Annotated in this window: 19 protein-coding genes; 8 read left to right on the forward strand and 11 right to left on the reverse strand. The window is 40.2% G+C overall.

What is annotated here, in order from left to right; genetic code table 11:
• The first annotated feature begins 5 nt into the window (after positions 1–5).
• Positions 6–182 (forward strand): YbdD/YjiX family protein, encoded by a 177-nt coding sequence (locus tag BT147_RS03655; protein WP_072331056.1) that lies wholly within the window; start codon positions 6–8, stop codon positions 180–182.
• A 137-nt stretch (positions 183–319) separates the two neighbouring features.
• Here the strand turns inward: BT147_RS03655 and BT147_RS03660 are convergent, their stop codons facing one another.
• Positions 320–1,108, reverse strand: coding sequence for a deaminase (locus tag BT147_RS03660; RefSeq protein WP_072331064.1), 789 nt, complete (start codon positions 1,106–1,108; stop codon positions 320–322).
• A 551-nt stretch (positions 1,109–1,659) separates the two neighbouring features.
• On the opposite strand from BT147_RS03660, the gene BT147_RS03665 reads away from it, so the two are divergent.
• Positions 1,660–2,118: a MarR family winged helix-turn-helix transcriptional regulator gene (locus BT147_RS03665; RefSeq protein WP_072331066.1), complete on the forward strand. Its 459-nt coding sequence runs from the start codon at positions 1,660–1,662 to the stop codon at positions 2,116–2,118.
• A gap of 134 nt (positions 2,119–2,252) precedes the next feature.
• On the opposite strand, the gene BT147_RS03670 is transcribed toward BT147_RS03665, so the two are convergent.
• The gene (locus BT147_RS03670) at positions 2,253–2,885 is read right to left on the reverse strand and encodes a ThuA domain-containing protein (protein ID WP_072331068.1); all 633 of its coding nucleotides are present in this window, start codon (positions 2,883–2,885) and stop codon (positions 2,253–2,255) included.
• 193 nt (positions 2,886–3,078) lie between these two features.
• Positions 3,079–3,468, reverse strand: coding sequence for a nuclear transport factor 2 family protein (locus tag BT147_RS03675; RefSeq protein WP_072331070.1), 390 nt, complete (start codon positions 3,466–3,468; stop codon positions 3,079–3,081).
• A gap of 419 nt (positions 3,469–3,887) precedes the next feature.
• Here BT147_RS03675 and BT147_RS03680 point away from each other — a divergent pair, with 419 nt between their 5' ends.
• On the forward strand, positions 3,888–5,543 hold the full coding sequence (locus BT147_RS03680) for a SulP family inorganic anion transporter (protein ID WP_072331072.1): 1,656 nt from the start codon (positions 3,888–3,890) through the stop codon (positions 5,541–5,543).
• A 56-nt stretch (positions 5,544–5,599) separates the two neighbouring features.
• Here the strand turns inward: BT147_RS03680 and BT147_RS15810 are convergent, their stop codons facing one another.
• The 8 genes from BT147_RS15810 to pruA all read right to left on the reverse strand — a co-directional run bounded on the left by BT147_RS15810 (position 5,600) and on the right by pruA (position 12,235).
• The gene (locus BT147_RS15810; protein WP_072331074.1) at positions 5,600–6,073 is read right to left on the reverse strand and encodes a prealbumin-like fold domain-containing protein; all 474 of its coding nucleotides are present in this window, start codon (positions 6,071–6,073) and stop codon (positions 5,600–5,602) included.
• Positions 6,074–6,235: 162 nt separating this feature from the next.
• Entirely contained in the window at positions 6,236–6,487 is a 252-nt protein-coding gene (locus BT147_RS03690) for a twin-arginine translocase TatA/TatE family subunit (RefSeq protein WP_072331076.1), read from the reverse strand.
• A gap of 54 nt (positions 6,488–6,541) precedes the next feature.
• Positions 6,542–7,144 carry an undecaprenyl phosphate transporter UptA gene (gene uptA / locus BT147_RS03695; protein ID WP_072331078.1) on the reverse strand — a complete coding sequence of 201 codons (603 nt, stop codon included), beginning with the start codon at positions 7,142–7,144 and terminating at the stop codon, positions 6,542–6,544.
• A gap of 203 nt (positions 7,145–7,347) precedes the next feature.
• Positions 7,348–8,001, reverse strand: a complete 654-nt coding sequence (locus tag BT147_RS03700) for an amino acid ABC transporter permease (protein ID WP_072331080.1) — start codon at positions 7,999–8,001, stop codon at positions 7,348–7,350.
• Between the two features lie 12 nt (positions 8,002–8,013).
• On the reverse strand, positions 8,014–8,673 hold the full coding sequence (locus BT147_RS03705; protein WP_072331082.1) for an amino acid ABC transporter permease: 660 nt from the start codon (positions 8,671–8,673) through the stop codon (positions 8,014–8,016).
• 85 nt (positions 8,674–8,758) lie between these two features.
• Entirely contained in the window at positions 8,759–9,622 is an 864-nt protein-coding gene (locus BT147_RS03710; RefSeq protein ID WP_083426350.1) for a transporter substrate-binding domain-containing protein, read from the reverse strand.
• A gap of 17 nt (positions 9,623–9,639) precedes the next feature.
• Complete coding sequence (locus tag BT147_RS03715) at positions 9,640–10,368, reverse strand: amino acid ABC transporter ATP-binding protein (protein ID WP_072331512.1); 729 nt, start codon at positions 10,366–10,368, stop codon at positions 9,640–9,642.
• A gap of 319 nt (positions 10,369–10,687) precedes the next feature.
• A complete protein-coding gene (gene pruA, locus BT147_RS03720; RefSeq protein WP_072331086.1) occupies positions 10,688–12,235 on the reverse strand; it encodes an L-glutamate gamma-semialdehyde dehydrogenase in 1,548 nt (515 codons plus the stop codon).
• A gap of 249 nt (positions 12,236–12,484) precedes the next feature.
• Here pruA and BT147_RS03725 point away from each other — a divergent pair, with 249 nt between their 5' ends.
• From BT147_RS03725 to BT147_RS03745, 5 genes are all read left to right on the forward strand, one after another.
• On the forward strand, positions 12,485–13,405 hold the full coding sequence (locus tag BT147_RS03725; protein WP_083426351.1) for a proline dehydrogenase family protein: 921 nt from the start codon (positions 12,485–12,487) through the stop codon (positions 13,403–13,405).
• Between the two features lie 43 nt (positions 13,406–13,448).
• On the forward strand, positions 13,449–13,970 hold the full coding sequence (locus tag BT147_RS03730) for a hypothetical protein (RefSeq protein WP_072331088.1): 522 nt from the start codon (positions 13,449–13,451) through the stop codon (positions 13,968–13,970).
• Complete coding sequence (locus tag BT147_RS03735) at positions 13,967–14,296, forward strand: hypothetical protein (protein WP_072331090.1); 330 nt, start codon at positions 13,967–13,969, stop codon at positions 14,294–14,296. The genes BT147_RS03730 and BT147_RS03735 overlap by 4 nt, the downstream gene beginning before the upstream one ends.
• 116 nt (positions 14,297–14,412) lie before the next feature.
• A complete protein-coding gene (locus BT147_RS03740; protein ID WP_072331092.1) occupies positions 14,413–14,904 on the forward strand; it encodes an Lrp/AsnC family transcriptional regulator in 492 nt (163 codons plus the stop codon).
• Positions 14,849–16,165 carry an aminotransferase class I/II-fold pyridoxal phosphate-dependent enzyme gene (locus BT147_RS03745; RefSeq protein WP_353640700.1) on the forward strand — a complete coding sequence of 439 codons (1,317 nt, stop codon included), beginning with the start codon at positions 14,849–14,851 and terminating at the stop codon, positions 16,163–16,165. Before BT147_RS03740 ends, BT147_RS03745 begins: the two co-directional genes overlap by 56 nt.
• The last annotated feature ends 30 nt before the right edge of the window (positions 16,166–16,195 follow it).

The raw sequence follows: 16,195 nt of genomic DNA on the forward strand, positions 1-16,195 counted from the left end.
ATAACATGTGGTCTAAGATTTGCAGCTTTCTCCATGACATCGCCGGAGTTCCCAGTTACAACCGCTACCTCGAACATTTAGTCCAGCATCATCCTGAACAGAAGCCTTTAAGCGAAAAGGAGTTTCATCGACAAGCAACGGATGAGAAGTATGGGGGAGGTAGTATTAGGCGTTGTTGTTGATGAAAAAAACCAAGCCTCCCTTTTTGAAGGATGCTTGGTTTTTTACTTTTGGGATAGCTCCATATAGTTCGCATCATCTCGCTAATCTATGCGCCTCCAAAAGAGTTTGTAAACCCTTTCATTTTCTTCAACATTTTTTATACATTGGGTTTTAATCCATATTCTTTACGATCGCTATGATTCCCCCACAATTGGAATGGACTACCTTCATTTTCTACATTCACGTAAACATGTTCTACTTTGTGTATATTTTTCTTTATTTTCAAGTGCTCTTTTTGGAGAACATAAATTTTTTCGATCCCCATCCAGCATGATGCCATATAATCGAGAATTTTTAGTTCTTTAGAAGAGACAAGAAAACAGTTAGGGGTTTCAAACGTATTGATCTGTTTCGTCAATTTCGGTATAGCCGTAAAAAGGCGATCACTTTCACAAGATGCGATGACTCTATGTGCCTCATCCAGAAGGTAGAAATGATCCGCATTAACGGATGCTCGAATATCATCAGGCAAAAGCGAAACAGGAACAGAAGGTTCTTTTTCCTCTTCTAGCAGGGTCTGTTGTACATAGAGAAAATCATCGGCAAATCCAGCATTATCGGCATCTTTTTTGCTACTAGAATAAGTAGATCTACTAATCCCCTTCTCCTCCATTAAAGCGTTACACATCGGACATGGGTAGCAAGAGGTAAAGATCTCTCCATTTTGCAGAGACCCTACTCCATATTTCTGTTCATGATTTCGAATCGCTTGCACTTCCGCATGCGCGGTCGGGTCTAGTTGATCTGTCACACGATTACACCCTACCACTTGCTTACTTCCGGACTCATCAACTGCAACTGCACCAAATGGCCCGCCGTTGTCTTTTATATTTTGAATAGCGGTATCATTTGCTTTTTTAAGAAGCTCTATTTCTTTATTTGTCATAGGGACACCTCATTTTTTAGGAAATGTATTTCGTCTTACCGACGGAATTCATGAAAGAATTTTATTACTAATTATCAATACTTACATTTATCCATTATGAGTACATATTATTTATATGCACAACTCTATTATAATTTTACTCAAATAAAATGTTGTGTCAAATATAATTTTACGTAAATAAATTGGTATGTCAAAGGTTACTTCGAAACCTCATACGGACACAGGTAAATGTGCTGGATGAATTGAATCGTTCTTACAGTGACTTCTATCTACTAAACCAGCAAATAGGTCAACATAAACGATTGGAGCGGAATCACATGAAACTTGTTTTTTCATTCATCCATCTTCACCGCCTTCCTTAGCGTGATAAATTTTTTAATCATAACAGCAAATTTTTTTCCAACTTCTCCTCTCGAATGAATTCTTGAATATCTATAAGATGTTTTTACTCATCCCCTTAAAAGGTATATGAAGGAACTCTAAACAGTTGACAAGAATATAATAACAACCTATATTATAAGTTTACTTATGATATAGGAGGAAGTAGCCCCATGATTCATTTCCCTTCCAAGTTTGAAGACGCTCATCAATCTATAGGCTATCTATTTATCAAGGTTTATCATTTATGGCATCGAGATATGAAGCAAGCGTTAAAAAAGTTAGACCTTACACATCCTCAATTTGTTATCCTAACTAGCTTGGGTTATCTTTCTCAATATAATCAAGAAGTGACACAGGTCATGATCGCAAAACATTCCGATGTAGATGTTATGACCGTATCAACCATTCTAAAAAACCTCCAAAAAGGGAATTTGATTAGTCGGACCGCTTGCCTTACTGATACTAGATCAAAAGTGGTTTCTCTTACTTTGCAAGGAAAGCGATTGCTGGATGAAGCGGTTCCCATTGTAGAAAGCATAGATGAGTCTTTTTTTTCCACATTGAAAGACAAGCAAGAAGATCTTCGATTATTACTGCTACGGATTGCATTAAAGGAGGGAAATGTCTAGATACTGCACACAAAGTACCTCCTTATCCATTTGTGCATAGATGAAAAGCCGAATTCTTAGCGTACAAGAGATCGGCTTCATTATATCTAAGATTATCTAAACGTACCATTTTCCCAGATCGGTACCGTGACCCTCTACTCCACGAATCCCCCGCCAGCCCACATTCCGCTATTCCGAATCAACTTACGCGCGGGCTCTACTTGGAAAGATGGGAGATGATGTCCCGGCATCAGATTCACCACGCGACCAGAACCATATGTATGTGCCCAAGCAGCAGGCCAACGCTTATCATCATGCTCATATTCGGCAAGGATAACCGTCGATTCGTGTGGACTCAGTTCGTACCGAAACGGCTCTTCATCTATCAGAAAATCGCTTAAATTCTCTACAATAGGATGACTTCCTTGAATATATCGGATAGGTAGTGATGTATATTCCGGATGTCCCGTAACCCTGCCGCCGATTAACTTTTCTAGCTCTTTGTTTTGCTGCAGAGAGATACCGTTATGGATAACTAGCAACCCTCCGCCGCCTCTCACATAGGAGATAAGCGCTTGCGCCTGCTCTTCCGTTATCTCCAGATCCGAAAATTCCGTGTATGATATGAACAAATCATAATTCGTAAGCTTATCGTCCCGAAGCACGGCGTAATCATCCGTACATTCAACATCCATAACACCTTCAAAAATGGATTGAAGTTCGTGATCAATAGATGTGAAAGGATGATACTGTGCTCCCTCGTATTGTCCAAGTACAATGGCTTTCATATTCAATAGTCTCCTCTCTTGCCCATTAAAAGGATGGATTCATTCTTACGGTCCAACAAAACCCGCTCCTTCTAATTTAGTTTACCTAGCTAATTAATAGTATAAGTGATGAAAAAAATGAATGTCAATAGAGAAACATGTTCAATGAATCATGATTGAAACCTGCAGAAGGTTTAATTTATATATGATTACATTACTTAGCGAAAAATTGTTCCATCATCGGTACATCTGAGATATATGTATCGATTTGTATAATGAGTCCAGCTTCAACAGTAAGGACCGACGCTAGATGCTCATCTAGGATTCGTCCGTCGGGTGCAGTGGCAGTATTATGCAGAGTAATCGTTAATCCGTGTTGTCCGACGAGTATATGCTGAAGCTTTGTGCTCACGTTTCCATTGGCGATTGCCTTAAAACGGTCGATTACAGCATCGACACCTACTGCGGTTCCGGAGATTACTCCAGTACCAGGAAGTGTCCATTGTACGCTGGGGTTCATCAAATCTTGAAGTTGTTTCCAATCTTGTTTGCCCAATGCAGCTAGCAAAGTCTCTGCAATTTCTCGATTTGCGGTGTTTTTCATATTAGCCCCTACTTCCAGTATATTATAAGCATGCTTATAATATAAATTATTACTATATTCTTGTCAATGTTTTATGGATTCCGACAGAAAAACACGGTTTTCATACACTAAAGTCTTAGACAATAGAAGAGGCCTATTTTTCACTTAGCATAGTGAAAAAAGAAAGGATTATTCTCCATGCACACGGACATTCATAAAAGAAGTAATCTAATTGTATATCAAGATTATGCGGATCAAAATAAGCCCTCATTTCCAAGCTTTAAAGCAAAAAATAGGTTATTTCCTGCTATTTAAGTCAGAAAACAATTAACATTTTGTTATTTATTAAAAAAATATATTATTTAAAAAAGTCACTATACATTTATATTCTACAGTTGATAAAATAATAGTGATGACAATTTAAAGGGGGAATTACCGAAATGAGAGCAGGCAGATTTACCGGTTACACGTTAGGCGGTTTCCAGAAGGATGTAACATCAGGTATGGTTGTGGGGATTGTTGCACTACCTCTAGCTATGGCATTTGCTATCGCATCAGGAGTAAGACCCGAATACGGAATCTATTCTACGATCATTGCTGGTTTTTTGATTTCATTTTTTGGCGGATCTCGGTATCAAATTGGCGGTCCTACTGGAGCCTTTGTCCCGATCCTCTTTGGTATCGTAATGCAATACGGCTATGAAAATTTGCTAGTGGCTGGATTCCTAGCAGGTATCCTCTTAGTTATCATGGGTCTCCTTAAAATCGGTTCCTTTATACATTATATTCCACGTCCTGTTACGATCGGTTTTACCGCGGGTATCGCGGTGCTCATTTTTGTAGGACAAATCGCTCCGTTTCTCGGACTACAAAACTTAAAACCTCAAGAAGAATTTATATTGAAGTTCAAAGAAATTCTAGTCAACCTAGGCTCAATCAACTTTTACGCTCTCTTGACCTCAGCTATTTGCTTCGGAATGATTCTCATCTCACTTCGTTTTCTCCCTAAAATTCCATGGGCATTACTGGGGCTCGTCCTATCTACTCTTATACCTACACTTTTTTTCCCAACTGAAGTAGCTACTATTGGTTCCACTTTTGGCTCCATTCCAACTCACTTTCCACCCTTTCAGTTTCCCGATCTATCTTGGGCCAAGATCATCGAACTACTCATTCCCGCCTGTATTATCGCTATGCTCGGAGGGGTTGAATCGTTGTTATCCGCGTTAGTTGCCGATGGGATGACAAACCACAGACACCATAGTAATCGGGAGTTAATCGGACAAGGCATAGCCAATATGATTACTCCTTTATTCGGAGGAATTCCTGCTACTGGAGCCATTGCACGTACAGCTACTAACATCAAAAGTGGAGCGGTTTCTCCTTTATCCGGCATGATCCATAGTTTATTTGTATTAGTTGTACTGGTCTCACTCTTCTCCTATGCCTCTCATATTCCCTTGGCTAGCATGGCACCGATTCTGATGGTGGTAGCTTGGAATATGAGTGAACGTAAGGAGTTTCTTCATGTGTTAAGGAGTAAAACAGAAGACTCTTGGGTATTGTTATCTACTTTTCTCCTTACCGTAATCTTCGACTTAGTTGTCGGTGTATTAACTGGTCTAGCTCTATCCTTCCTTTTATTTACGATTCGAATGAGTAAAGAGTTTCGAGTTAGAAAGTTGCATCTAAAAAGCTCACATCTTGAGCAAACACAACAAAACTTGGTTAGTTATTCAGGGTCAAACGTACAGGTTTGCCTTTTAAATGGTCCCATCTTTTTTGGAACAGCCAAGCAACTTCACCAACTACTCAAGTCGCAAGAAAACGGAATCTTAGTCCTTTGTATGGATAAAGTTCCTTATATGGATACAACAGGTGAACAAATATTCTCCCACCTCCTGAGTCATATTCATAAAAAGGGAAATAAGCTCATTATTACAGGGGTGCAACAACAACCTAAAGAAACAATCCAAAAAATTTGCCACTTGAACAAAATTGATGAAAACGAGTTTTTTAGTACGGGAATGCAAAAAGAGCTGGATAGTCATATTGACTTAACTCATCTATGGAATTGTGCTCAAAAAAGCCACTAACCTACTTTTGCAAATAAAAACACCGCCCTTTCGGAAAAAGAGCGGTGTTTTTCAGCTTAATACATACTATGGAGATTATATACAGTGTGTTGATAGACTTCTCCCTTTGTTGAGAATGATCCAGAAAAAGCTCTGGTCTCAGGAAGGTAACTGCCTGTTTCTGCTGGATATGTTGATGTTTGCTTGCATGAGAATCTAGCGCCTACTGGAAGTTGAAAGGAGATTTTCCCGTCTTTATCTGTTCTCTTTTTTGCATATTCTTTGTTGTCTTTATAGATAGTGAACTCTACACCTGGCAACGCTTTTCCTGGATAATACTTAAAACCACCCGGCTCTTCATCAGAATACTCCCATTCCATCGCTTTTAAGGTGATTTCTAGCGTTCCGGTTTCATTATTCTTGTTATGATTTACCGACGTGTGTTCACTTGCTGCTTGAACACTGCTACTCATACTACCACTAAAAAGAAGTACCCCGACTAAAACACATAGTGATAAAAGACGAACCACATAACGCATTCCTGTTGACATTCAGATCTCCCCCATTTTTCTAATTACATATATTTTATATACTATTTAAATTATATATTAAATTAATCTTAAATACACACCTATCCATCATAAAAATTGAGACAACACTTATCTAAAAAAAACAAAAAATCCCCTAGCCTAAAAAGACAGGAGATTTCTCACTTATTTCTGCTCTGTATTCGTTGTATGAGTTGCATTCGTTGTAGTTGGTTGTGTTTGTACTGGCGTGGTTGGAGTCTGAGAGGACTGAGACACCTCAGATTTCTTTTCCTCCTCTAACATCCCACTGGTTGCCTTCTTAAACTCGCGAATTCCCTTACCAATCGATTTTCCTAGCTCAGGAAGCTTCTTAGGTCCAAACAGTAGTAATGCTGCTACAAAGATGAGAACCCATTCTAAACCAGAAATATTCATCCGCAATCCCTCCTTTTCGAGACTAGTCAACATCGAAACTAATTATACACGAGACTAATTTGTTTTCCTTCTCTTATTTATAAACCATTTAATTCCAAAGTATAAACCAAGTAGAATAGCAATTGCAATCATCGCCATCTGTATATAAGGGCCTGCTACTTCCTTGATCTTCTCTTGATTATCTCCAATCTTGTAACCCAAGTAGAGGAAAAAAACCGACCATGGGATCGCTGCAAGCGTTGTCAAAATCGTAAATCGTTTCCAAGACATCTTCGCAATTCCCGCTGGGATCGAAATAGCATGACGAACAACAGGGATAAAGCGAGCCCCGAATATTACTCCTGATCCATACTTCTCAAACCAACGCTCTGCCAAGTCAAGATGAGAAGGCTTGATGAGCACATATTTCCCATATTTCTCAATCAACGGACGCCCACCATAATATCCAGCCCAGTATAAGAATAACTGCGCCAGCACACCACCGATCACACCTGCTAAAAGTGCACCAATCGGTTCGACTTTACCAATCGAAATCAGATAACCACCGTAGGCAAGAACAATTTCACTAGGGATTACTTCAACCATAAGTCCGAGTGCAATACCGAAGTAGCCTAATCCCGAAAGCCACTCTAAAAAGGAATGGATAATTTCTGTCATGTTTGCCCTACCTTCGTATACCAGTTTACCTCATCGTACCAATCTATTGTCTAGTAAGTCTAGTTCCATAGTCTGATTGTCACACAAATATGCGATTCATGTGAAAAAGATTCTAACAAAATGGTCAAAGTCCTTTTCCCCAGATAAAGTAGAGGTTGGTCCAGGAAACCTAGACCAACCTCTTTTCGCTTCCTCTCTATCATTTAACCAGCTAATTTCTTTTCGAGCCTGCGACTTAATAGAGATAAACTATAGTTCACTATAAAGTAAATTACAGCTACTGCTAGTAGAATCGGGATCGTAGCATTTACATAGCTTGGGTTTGAATAAATAAGCTTCGCTTCATGTAGTAACTCCGGCAATGTGATCGCCGCCGCCAGAGATGTATCTTTAATCAAGGTAACAAATTGTCCCACTAGAGGCGGAATCATACGCTTGAGTGCCTGCGGTAAGATAATGTGGATAAGTGTTTGCACATAACTCATCCCTTGAGCACGAGCCGCTTCAATCTGCCCGATCGGAACAGAGTTTAACCCACTTCGTACAATCTCCGCGATAAGTGCGGATGTAAAGACTGTCATACCGAAAATCACAATCATGACAAGGGAGTCAAATTTGTCCAATAACGTGTTAAAGGCAAAGAAGATAATAACGAGTAATGGGATATTCCGTACGATTTCAATATATAAAGTAGCTAGTTGTGAAAGTACAGGTAGTTTTGAATAACGTAAAATCCCTAAAATAATCCCGATAATAAAGCTTAAGATAATGGCTACAACAGCAACCTCTAGGGTTACCCACAATCCTTTCAACAAAATCTCCCAAGTATTCCCCTCGAGAAGTTTACTAAAATCCATATGGTTCGCCTCCTAACGTGTACCTTGTTTCGCCCAACGACGCTCCAACAGGTTTACCCCTTGTGATAACGGAATCGTAATAATAAGATAGAGCGCCGCTACAAATAGCTCTACAGAAAACGGATCATACTCGGCAATGGCTTGCTCACCCACATATAAAATGTCTTGAGCAGCGATAACGGATAGAATCGATGAGTTCTTAACTAAATTGATAAATTGATTACACATAGGAGGAATAACCAATTTAAAGGCCTGGGGTAGTACAACATGAAACATCGTCTGTAAAAAATTTAATCCAGATGCCCTCGCCGCCTCTGTTTGACCGTGCGGTACAGCCTGAATTCCCGCTCGAATGATCTCGGCAATAAAGGCGGCTGTATAAATCGAAAGGGCCAAAGCACCGATCCAAAACTCAGTTAATTTATAGCCAATGGAAGCAAGTCCGAAATAGAAGAAGAAGACTTGTACCATCAAAGGTGTATTTCGGAAAAACTCTACATATGAGGTCCCGAAAGCCCGTAATGCTTTGTTACTCGATATTCGAAAAATCGCGATAATCGTCCCGATAATCAGGCTCAAGATAAGTGCTGCCATACTTACTTTCAGAGTTAGAAAAAAACCATCGATAAATTCGGTTCTATATTCTTGAATAAATCCAAAATCCCAATTCATATCGCCAAGCTCCTTTACTCATGAAAAAAGAAGGATGGTGCCAAATAGCTCATCCATCCCTCCCGTTTCCTAAAATGGTATGAAATTAGCCCTCAACACCTGGTTGCAGTTCGAGTACTGCATCTTGTGGCAGATCCTTTGGTGCATCCTGTCCAAACCACTTCTTATATAACTGATTGTATGTTCCATCTTTTATAGTCTCATCTAAAAACTTATTCATCGCTTCCAATAAATCTTTATTCTTTTTATCAACTGCCACCCCGTAAGGTTCTTTACTAAAACGACTTCCGACTACCTCATAATTTGGATCTTGCTTTGCCATACCAGCTAAGATTCCATCATCTGTGGTAACTGCATCTATGATCCCGCTACGAAGTGCCTGAAATGCTTCTGCGTAGTTGCTGTACTCTTTTACAATCGCATCTTTATTAATCGCCTTCAAGTTTTTACCACTTACTGCTCCCTTAGCGGTACCTACTTGTTTTCCATTTAGATCTTTTACATCCTTGATCGGGCTACCTTTTTTCACTAATAGTGCTTGACCTGCAAGGAAGTAGACACGGGAGAAGTCTGCTGTCTCTTTTCTCTTAGGTGTAATCGTCATCGTGGCCGCAATGACATCAATCTCACCAGAAGTTAGCATCTTTTCACGTGTTTTAGAGGTAACTTCTTTCAGTTCAAGCATGTTTACATCTCCAAAGGTGCGTTTCGTAAACTCTTTCATCAAGTCTACTTCAAAGCCTTTCACAGTCTGGTCGGCAGGATCTTTAAAACCAAATAAATTAGAATCGAATTTTACACCAGCAATAAATTTGCCTCTTTTTTCGATCTTTTCTTTAAATCCAACATCTTTCGCATCTGTAGAAGCACTCTTATCACTACTACAAGCAGCTAACGAGACAGCGGTAACAATCGATAGAGCCGCAATCGCCCATTTTTTCAATTTCATTCCATTCGCCTCCATTTTTAGTGTTTTAAAATACGGGACAAAAAAAGCTTGGTACGTTCATTTTTTGGATTGTTGAAAAATACATCTGGTTCAGCAACTTCGAGAATCTTTCCTTCATCCATAAAAATGATTCGATCCGCCACTTCTCTCGCAAAGCCCATCTCATGGGTTACAACGACCATCGTCATTCCTTCTTTAGCCAGAGTTCTCATGACATCTAGTACTTCACCAATCATCTCTGGATCTAAAGCAGAAGTAGGTTCATCAAACAACATAATCTGCGGCTTCATCGCCAACCCTCTAGCAATCGCCACCCTCTGTTGTTGCCCGCCAGATAACTGATTCGGGTAGGAGTCAGCCTTTTCAGGAATGCCCACTTTTTCTAAATATTCGAGAGCCAACCTCTTCGCTTGATCGCGCTCCAGTTTACGAACCTTCGTTGGAGCTAGTGTAATATTTTCAAGAGCCGTCTTATGAGGATACAAATTAAAGTGCTGAAATACCATTCCGATCTCTTGGCGTAGTTGATTGATATTCGTCTTACGATCATTCACCTTGACACCATTTACGACGAGTTCACCTTTTGTAATCGTTTCCAATCGGTTGATGCATCTCAAGAGAGTACTTTTTCCCGATCCGGAAGGTCCTAAGATGACAACCACTTCACCTTGCTTGATTTCTAAGTCTATCTCTTGGAGAACATGAAAATTTCCATACCACTTATTTACTTTCGAAAAATGAATTATCTTAACCACTCCCTAGCTATTCCAATCAACGAGTACTTACAACATTCCTACCATAAAACCTAAATCGTTAGGCCAGCTCCTCATCGTATGTAATAGAAAGTGACACATAAATCTCAGTATTAATCAAACTTCAAATTTTCAACTAACATTTTATAGTAAATATATGATGAATGCCGAAACATGTCAAGGATTCTATTGCATAACAGAATAAATTACTCTATAACACAGAACAAAATCGAGTAGATAAACTGGGAAAGTATAGAAAAAACCTCTAGCAACAATCCATCACTAGAGGTCTAAACAGCCAATATCTAAGACATTACAAAGCTTCCGAAACCATTTTCGCTTGCGTAAAGAGTAACAAGTAGTCACGTCCACCTGCTTTAGAGTCTGTACCAGACATGTTAAATCCGCCGAATGGATGAACCCCTACAAGAGCTCCTGTACACTTACGGTTAAAGTATAGATTCCCTACATGAAACTCTTCACGAGCTTTTTCTAAGTTCGCACGGCTTCTTGTAAGCACTGCACCTGTTAAACCGTAGTCTGTGTTGTTTGCAATTTCAAGCGCATGATCGAAATCGTTTGCTTTATGGAATGCAACAACCGGTCCAAAGATTTCTTCTTGGGAAATACGGGCTTGTGGATCCACATCTGCAAATACAGTTGGTTGGATGTAGTATCCGTTTCCTGCTGCTTTGCCACCGCCCGCCATAAGACGACCTTCTTGCTTCCCAATCTCGATGTATTCCAAGATCTTATTATACGCTTTATCATCTACTACTGGACCTAGATCGACTCCAAGATCAGTCGTATTACCTACTTTTAGTTCCTTCGCTTTCGCTACAACACCTTCTAGAACTTGATCATATACGTCTTGATGGATAATCGCACGGGAGCATGCAGAGCACTTCTGTCCAGCAAAGCTAAACGCTGCTTTCACGATAGAATCAACTGCAAGGCCTAGATCTGCATCGTTATTTACGACGATTGCATCTTTACCCCCCATCTCTGCAACCACACGCTTAATCCATTTTTGACCCGGCACCGTTTTCGCCGCGAGCTCGTTGATACGAAGACCTACTGCACGAGAACCAGTGAAGGAGATGAAACGGGTTTTTGGATGTGTCACCAAGTACTCGCCCACTTCAGCACCAGGACCTGGTAGGTAGCTAACAACACCTGATGGACAACCAGCTTCTTCGAGGATCTCCATAAATTTAGCCGCAATCACGTTCGTTGGGCTTGCTGGTTTTAGAACAACGGTGTTACCTGATACGATCGCCGCTGTGGTCATTCCGACTGTAATCGCAAGTGGGAAGTTCCAAGGCGGGATCACAACACCTACGCCAAGAGGAATATAAGTTAGCTCATTGTCCTCACCTGGGATTCGTGTTAAAGGTTGGCTTTCACTAATACGGATCATTTCACGGCCATAAAACTCCATGAAATCGATTGCTTCTGCTGTATCCGCATCCGCTTCTGCCCAACTTTTTCCTGCTTCTAGAACCATCCATGCCGAAAACTCATGTTTTCTACGACGCATGATAGCTGATGTTTTAAATAAAATACGCGCACGTGCCGCTGGGCTATATTTTTTCCAAGTTTCGAAAGTGGAAAGAGCCACTTGCATTGCTTTTTCAGCTAGATCTACATTCGCTTCATAAGCAACTCCGACAACTTGATCTAGATTAGACGGGTTGAGCGATTTCATTGTACGATCTGTTTTAATACGCTCGTCCCCAATAATAATTTCATATTCCCTACCAAGCTCACTTTGTACTTTATCAAGTGCAGCTTGAAATGCATTGTAATTTTCTTCCTTCGAGAAGTCTGTGAAAGGTTCATTACGGTATTCTTGTAACATGAATCGTTCCCCCTCAAAAATTCATATTTGCCCCTTTGTCATTGTAACGTAGGTAACAAAGGCATGCAATCGTTTCCATTGATAAGATTTACCAGTCGTTTTCTTAAGAAAAAATGGAGCTTAGAAGCATTTCTTTCCTTTTGTCATTTGAAACATCATTGTATAATGATTATGTAAAGCACTAATTTTATCATTTTATCTAAAAAGAACATGACACTTGTGGTTGTTGTCGAAAGTGAGGAAATTGTTATGTCTATCAGTCGTAGCCTTGTGCTTAACTTAGCAGGTAATCGAGTTGTTACTTCTTTTGTGTCCAAATACGGTATGAAGCTAGGAGCTTCCCGTTTTGTTGCTGGTGAATCACTGGAAGCAGCCGTTCGTTTTGTCTCGGAAATTAATAAAGAAGGCCTGATTGTTACTCTTGATCACCTCGGAGAAAGCGTTTACACCAAAGAAGAAGCGATCAAGGCTACTGATGAATCAGTTCGCATCTTTGAAGCGATTGAGAAAAGCGGTGTCAATTCCAACGTATCCGTTAAGCTCACCCAGCTGGGTCTAGATATCGATCCTGAATTCTGCTTTGAAAATATGGATCGGATTGCCGCTAAAGCAAAAGAATGTAACAACTTTGTTCGCATTGATATGGAAGACACACCCCGACTTGAGGTTACCATCGATATTTTTAACCGTTTGCTTGCTAAGTACGGCAGAGAGCATATTGGATTGGTTATTCAATCTTATCTATATCGCGCTGTCGATGACGTCGCAAAATTAGGCGAAAATCAAGTAAATTTACGCATCGTAAAAGGGGCTTATAAAGAACCTGCGGCAGTAGCATTTCCAGAGAAATCAGAAGTAGATGACAACTATGTTCGTCTCGTACAAAACCATCTTCTCAGCGGTTGTTACACGGCAATTGCCACACATGACGAGACAATCATTCATATACTAAAGAAATGGATCAAAGAAAACCACATTGACAACAATCTGTATGAATTCCAGATGTTATACGGAGTACGTAATGGGCTACAGCGCGACTTAGTAAAAGAAGGTTATAAAGTGCGCGTATATACTCCGTATGGAAAAGATTGGTATCCATATTTCACTCGCAGAATTGCAGAACGGCCTGCAAACGCACTATTTATCTTAAAGAACTTCTTCAAAAATTAGGTCGGGTCCACCACTTTAAAGGAGAGATGGGAGCGAACCATAAGTGATTATCCAGTTTCTATATGAAGATGGTCGTAGCCAAGTTCATGATTTTCTTCAGTCGATTCGCTTTCAAGCAGAGGCTGATTCTGATTATGCTCATACATTTGAGGGCATGATGAAAGTAATTGCTCATCTCCACCAGATGAAATGGCTTCCTTATAATTTGAAGAATTATTGGATCTCGTTGAAAACAACGAATGGATATAAGAAATTTCATCCACTCCAGTCCATTCCCAGTCCATCTTATCATTTGAAACTATACGAAATTCGCTATAACCACATTTACTCCACAGACCCTCGCACCTTGCATTGGGGCGCGCGTATTTTTTTCTTTCGGGAGCGGATTAATAAGCAACAGGTCCTCTTCCTTACACGTGCCCTGATGGTGTATGATACACTTGACTTAGAACTAAATCGAAAATCCGAAGAACTGTATGAAGTCTGCCGTCAGCTCTCATTTGAAATCTATATCGATTTTCTCGAAAACCCAAGTAAATACTTATTAAGGGGGAACGACTCGTGAAAGATGGAAAAGGTAAAGAGCTTGATCTAACAGATCATTATGATGAAATACGAAACATTCTCCAACAGATTCCGAGAATCCGAGAAGCAACTGAATCCTATCGTTTCCAATCCGGATTAAAATTGCTGGCTTATCGCCAAGAGCAAGATCTTACTTATCTTCAACTAGCAGAAAAAGTAAATGATCATCTAAGCTCTGAGCTAAACGAAAATACGATTGCGATGATGGAGTTTGGGGATTCAGCTATAGATGAAACAAAGTACCAAGAAGTTATGAAGGTACTCGGATTAAAAGCAGAGTTTGAGCGAACAGGCAAGGCCATTTAAACGCATAAATCAGACCATGTAGAGCAGCTTCGAAACAGCTGCTTTTTTGTTTGGTCAAAAGAGAGATTATCATATATAATAGCGGACAAAGGATTTTGGCCATAAGGAGGGAACAGATGACTGACTTGCACTTGGAAATACTCTCTTTATTTGAAGAGAATGCACGACTTACCACTGAGCAAATCGCTCATCTTGTAAACGAGCCTCTGGAAAAAGTCCAAGCTATCATTCGTCAGTTTGAAGATGAGCAAATCATTTTAAAGCATCGTACTATCATTGATTGGACAAAAGCCGGTAGGCCTCGTGTGACTGCGCTCATTGATGTTAAAGTTACTCCACAACATGGATACGGCTTTGATGCTCTCGCGCAAAGGATTTATCATTATCCGGAAGTAAAAGATGTATACCTCATGTCTGGGGCATACGATCTATCCGTCTCATTGGAAGTTCCTACCATGGAAGCAGTGGGGCAATTTGTAACTGAAAAATTAGCCCCTCTTGAATTTGTAGTTAGTACAACAACTCATTTTGTACTAAAGAAATTTAAAGAGGATGGCATTACCCTGTATAAACCAAATCAAGACCGTAGAATTTCCATTATTCCCTAGATTAGACCCACGAAAAAAAGGAGAACGGTGCCTTCATCATAGCACCCTAATCACAACTATGAATCTAGAAGACAAACTCTCACCTATCGTACGAAAATTAAAGCCATCCGGAATTCGTCGTTTCTTTGATCTATTAAACAATGCACCTGATGCAATCAGCCTTGCTGTTGGGGAACCAGATTTTGTTACTCCATGGCATATTCGAGAGGCTGTAGCCACTTCACTTGATCTAGGAATGACCACTTATACTTCAAACCAAGGAACACCCGAATTACGAGAAGCAGTTAGCAAATATCTGGAACATCGCTTTCAACTTTATTATCAACCTTCTTCAGAAATTTTAATTACCTTTGGAGCAAGTGAAGCGATTGATCTAGCGTTTCGGGCCTTGCTATCTCAGGGTGATGAAGTCCTCATTCCAGAGCCTTGCTACGTCTCTTATGCTCCTTGTGTAGAGTTAGCCGGCGGAATTCCGGTATCAATTCCCACTCATGCCAAATTTGGATTTAAACTACAAGCAGAGGATGTCGAAAAAGCAATTACATCGCGTACCAAGCTCGTAATTCTCTGTTATCCTAATAATCCAACTGGAGCTATCATGACCGAAGAGGAATTACAACCGATAGCAAACGTCATCAAACGTCATGATCTATTAGTCGTTTCAGATGAAATTTATGCCGAACTCACTTATCAAGGGCAACATTTCTCCATTGGTGCACTTCCGGAGATGAAGAATCGTACCATTTTGATTAGTGGGTTCTCAAAAGCATTTGCGATGACAGGATGGCGTGTTGGTTATGTATGTGCTCCCCCTGTTTTGCTTACAGGGATGCTTAAAATTCATCAATACGCTGCTTTATGCGCTCCCATCACAAGCCAAATAGCGGCACTTGAAGCCCTAAAAAATGGCTTACAAGAATGCAAGTCGATGGTATCTCAGTATGATCGTCGACGTCGTTTCATGGTAAAGGCTCTAAACGACTTAGGTCTTACTTGTTACGATCCCCAAGGCTCATTTTATGTATTTCCATCTATTGAATCCACAGGAATGGACGCTACCACTTTTGCGGAAGAGCTGCTCAAAGAAGAACAAGTAGCTGTTGTACCTGGAGATGCATTTGGGCCTAGTGGGGCAGGTCATATTCGTTGCTCATATGCTAGCTCCATGGAGCAATTGGGCGAAGCGATGATTCGGATTTCCCGCTTTGTAAAGAAAAAGCAAGCTACGATTCCTGTGTTAACAACCAACCAAGTTGGATAGATTAAATTAACAATGTGTATAAATGGAGGG

This window comes from Thermoactinomyces sp. DSM 45891 (genome assembly GCF_900119485.1).
In the GTDB taxonomy this organism is placed as follows: domain Bacteria; phylum Bacillota; class Bacilli; order Thermoactinomycetales; family Thermoactinomycetaceae; genus Baia.

Excerpts from the sequence above, each read along its gene's own strand:
- BT147_RS03740 (WP_072331092.1), top strand. The coding sequence starts at position 14,413 with ATGACTGACTTGCACTTGGAAATACTCTCTTTATTTGAAGAGAATGCA.
- BT147_RS03690 (WP_072331076.1), bottom strand. The coding sequence starts at position 6,487 with ATGAATATTTCTGGTTTAGAATGGGTTCTCATCTTTGTAGCAGCATTA.
- BT147_RS03710 (WP_083426350.1), bottom strand. The coding sequence starts at position 9,622 with ATGAAATTGAAAAAATGGGCGATTGCGGCTCTATCGATTGTTACCGCT.
- BT147_RS15810 (WP_072331074.1), bottom strand. The coding sequence starts at position 6,073 with ATGTCAACAGGAATGCGTTATGTGGTTCGTCTTTTATCACTATGTGTT.
- BT147_RS03675 (WP_072331070.1), bottom strand. The coding sequence starts at position 3,468 with ATGAAAAACACCGCAAATCGAGAAATTGCAGAGACTTTGCTAGCTGCA.
- BT147_RS03660 (WP_072331064.1), bottom strand. The coding sequence starts at position 1,108 with ATGACAAATAAAGAAATAGAGCTTCTTAAAAAAGCAAATGATACCGCT.
- BT147_RS03745 (WP_353640700.1), top strand. The coding sequence starts at position 14,849 with ATGGCATTACCCTGTATAAACCAAATCAAGACCGTAGAATTTCCATTA.
- BT147_RS03670 (WP_072331068.1), bottom strand. The coding sequence starts at position 2,885 with ATGAAAGCCATTGTACTTGGACAATACGAGGGAGCACAGTATCATCCT.
- BT147_RS03725 (WP_083426351.1), top strand. The coding sequence starts at position 12,485 with ATGTCTATCAGTCGTAGCCTTGTGCTTAACTTAGCAGGTAATCGAGTT.
- BT147_RS03705 (WP_072331082.1), bottom strand. The coding sequence starts at position 8,673 with ATGAATTGGGATTTTGGATTTATTCAAGAATATAGAACCGAATTTATC.
- BT147_RS03655 (WP_072331056.1), top strand. The coding sequence starts at position 6 with ATGTGGTCTAAGATTTGCAGCTTTCTCCATGACATCGCCGGAGTTCCC.
- uptA (WP_072331078.1), bottom strand. The coding sequence starts at position 7,144 with ATGACAGAAATTATCCATTCCTTTTTAGAGTGGCTTTCGGGATTAGGC.
- BT147_RS03665 (WP_072331066.1), top strand. The coding sequence starts at position 1,660 with ATGATTCATTTCCCTTCCAAGTTTGAAGACGCTCATCAATCTATAGGC.
- BT147_RS03700 (WP_072331080.1), bottom strand. The coding sequence starts at position 8,001 with ATGGATTTTAGTAAACTTCTCGAGGGGAATACTTGGGAGATTTTGTTG.
- pruA (WP_072331086.1), bottom strand. The coding sequence starts at position 12,235 with ATGTTACAAGAATACCGTAATGAACCTTTCACAGACTTCTCGAAGGAA.
- BT147_RS03680 (WP_072331072.1), top strand. The coding sequence starts at position 3,888 with ATGAGAGCAGGCAGATTTACCGGTTACACGTTAGGCGGTTTCCAGAAG.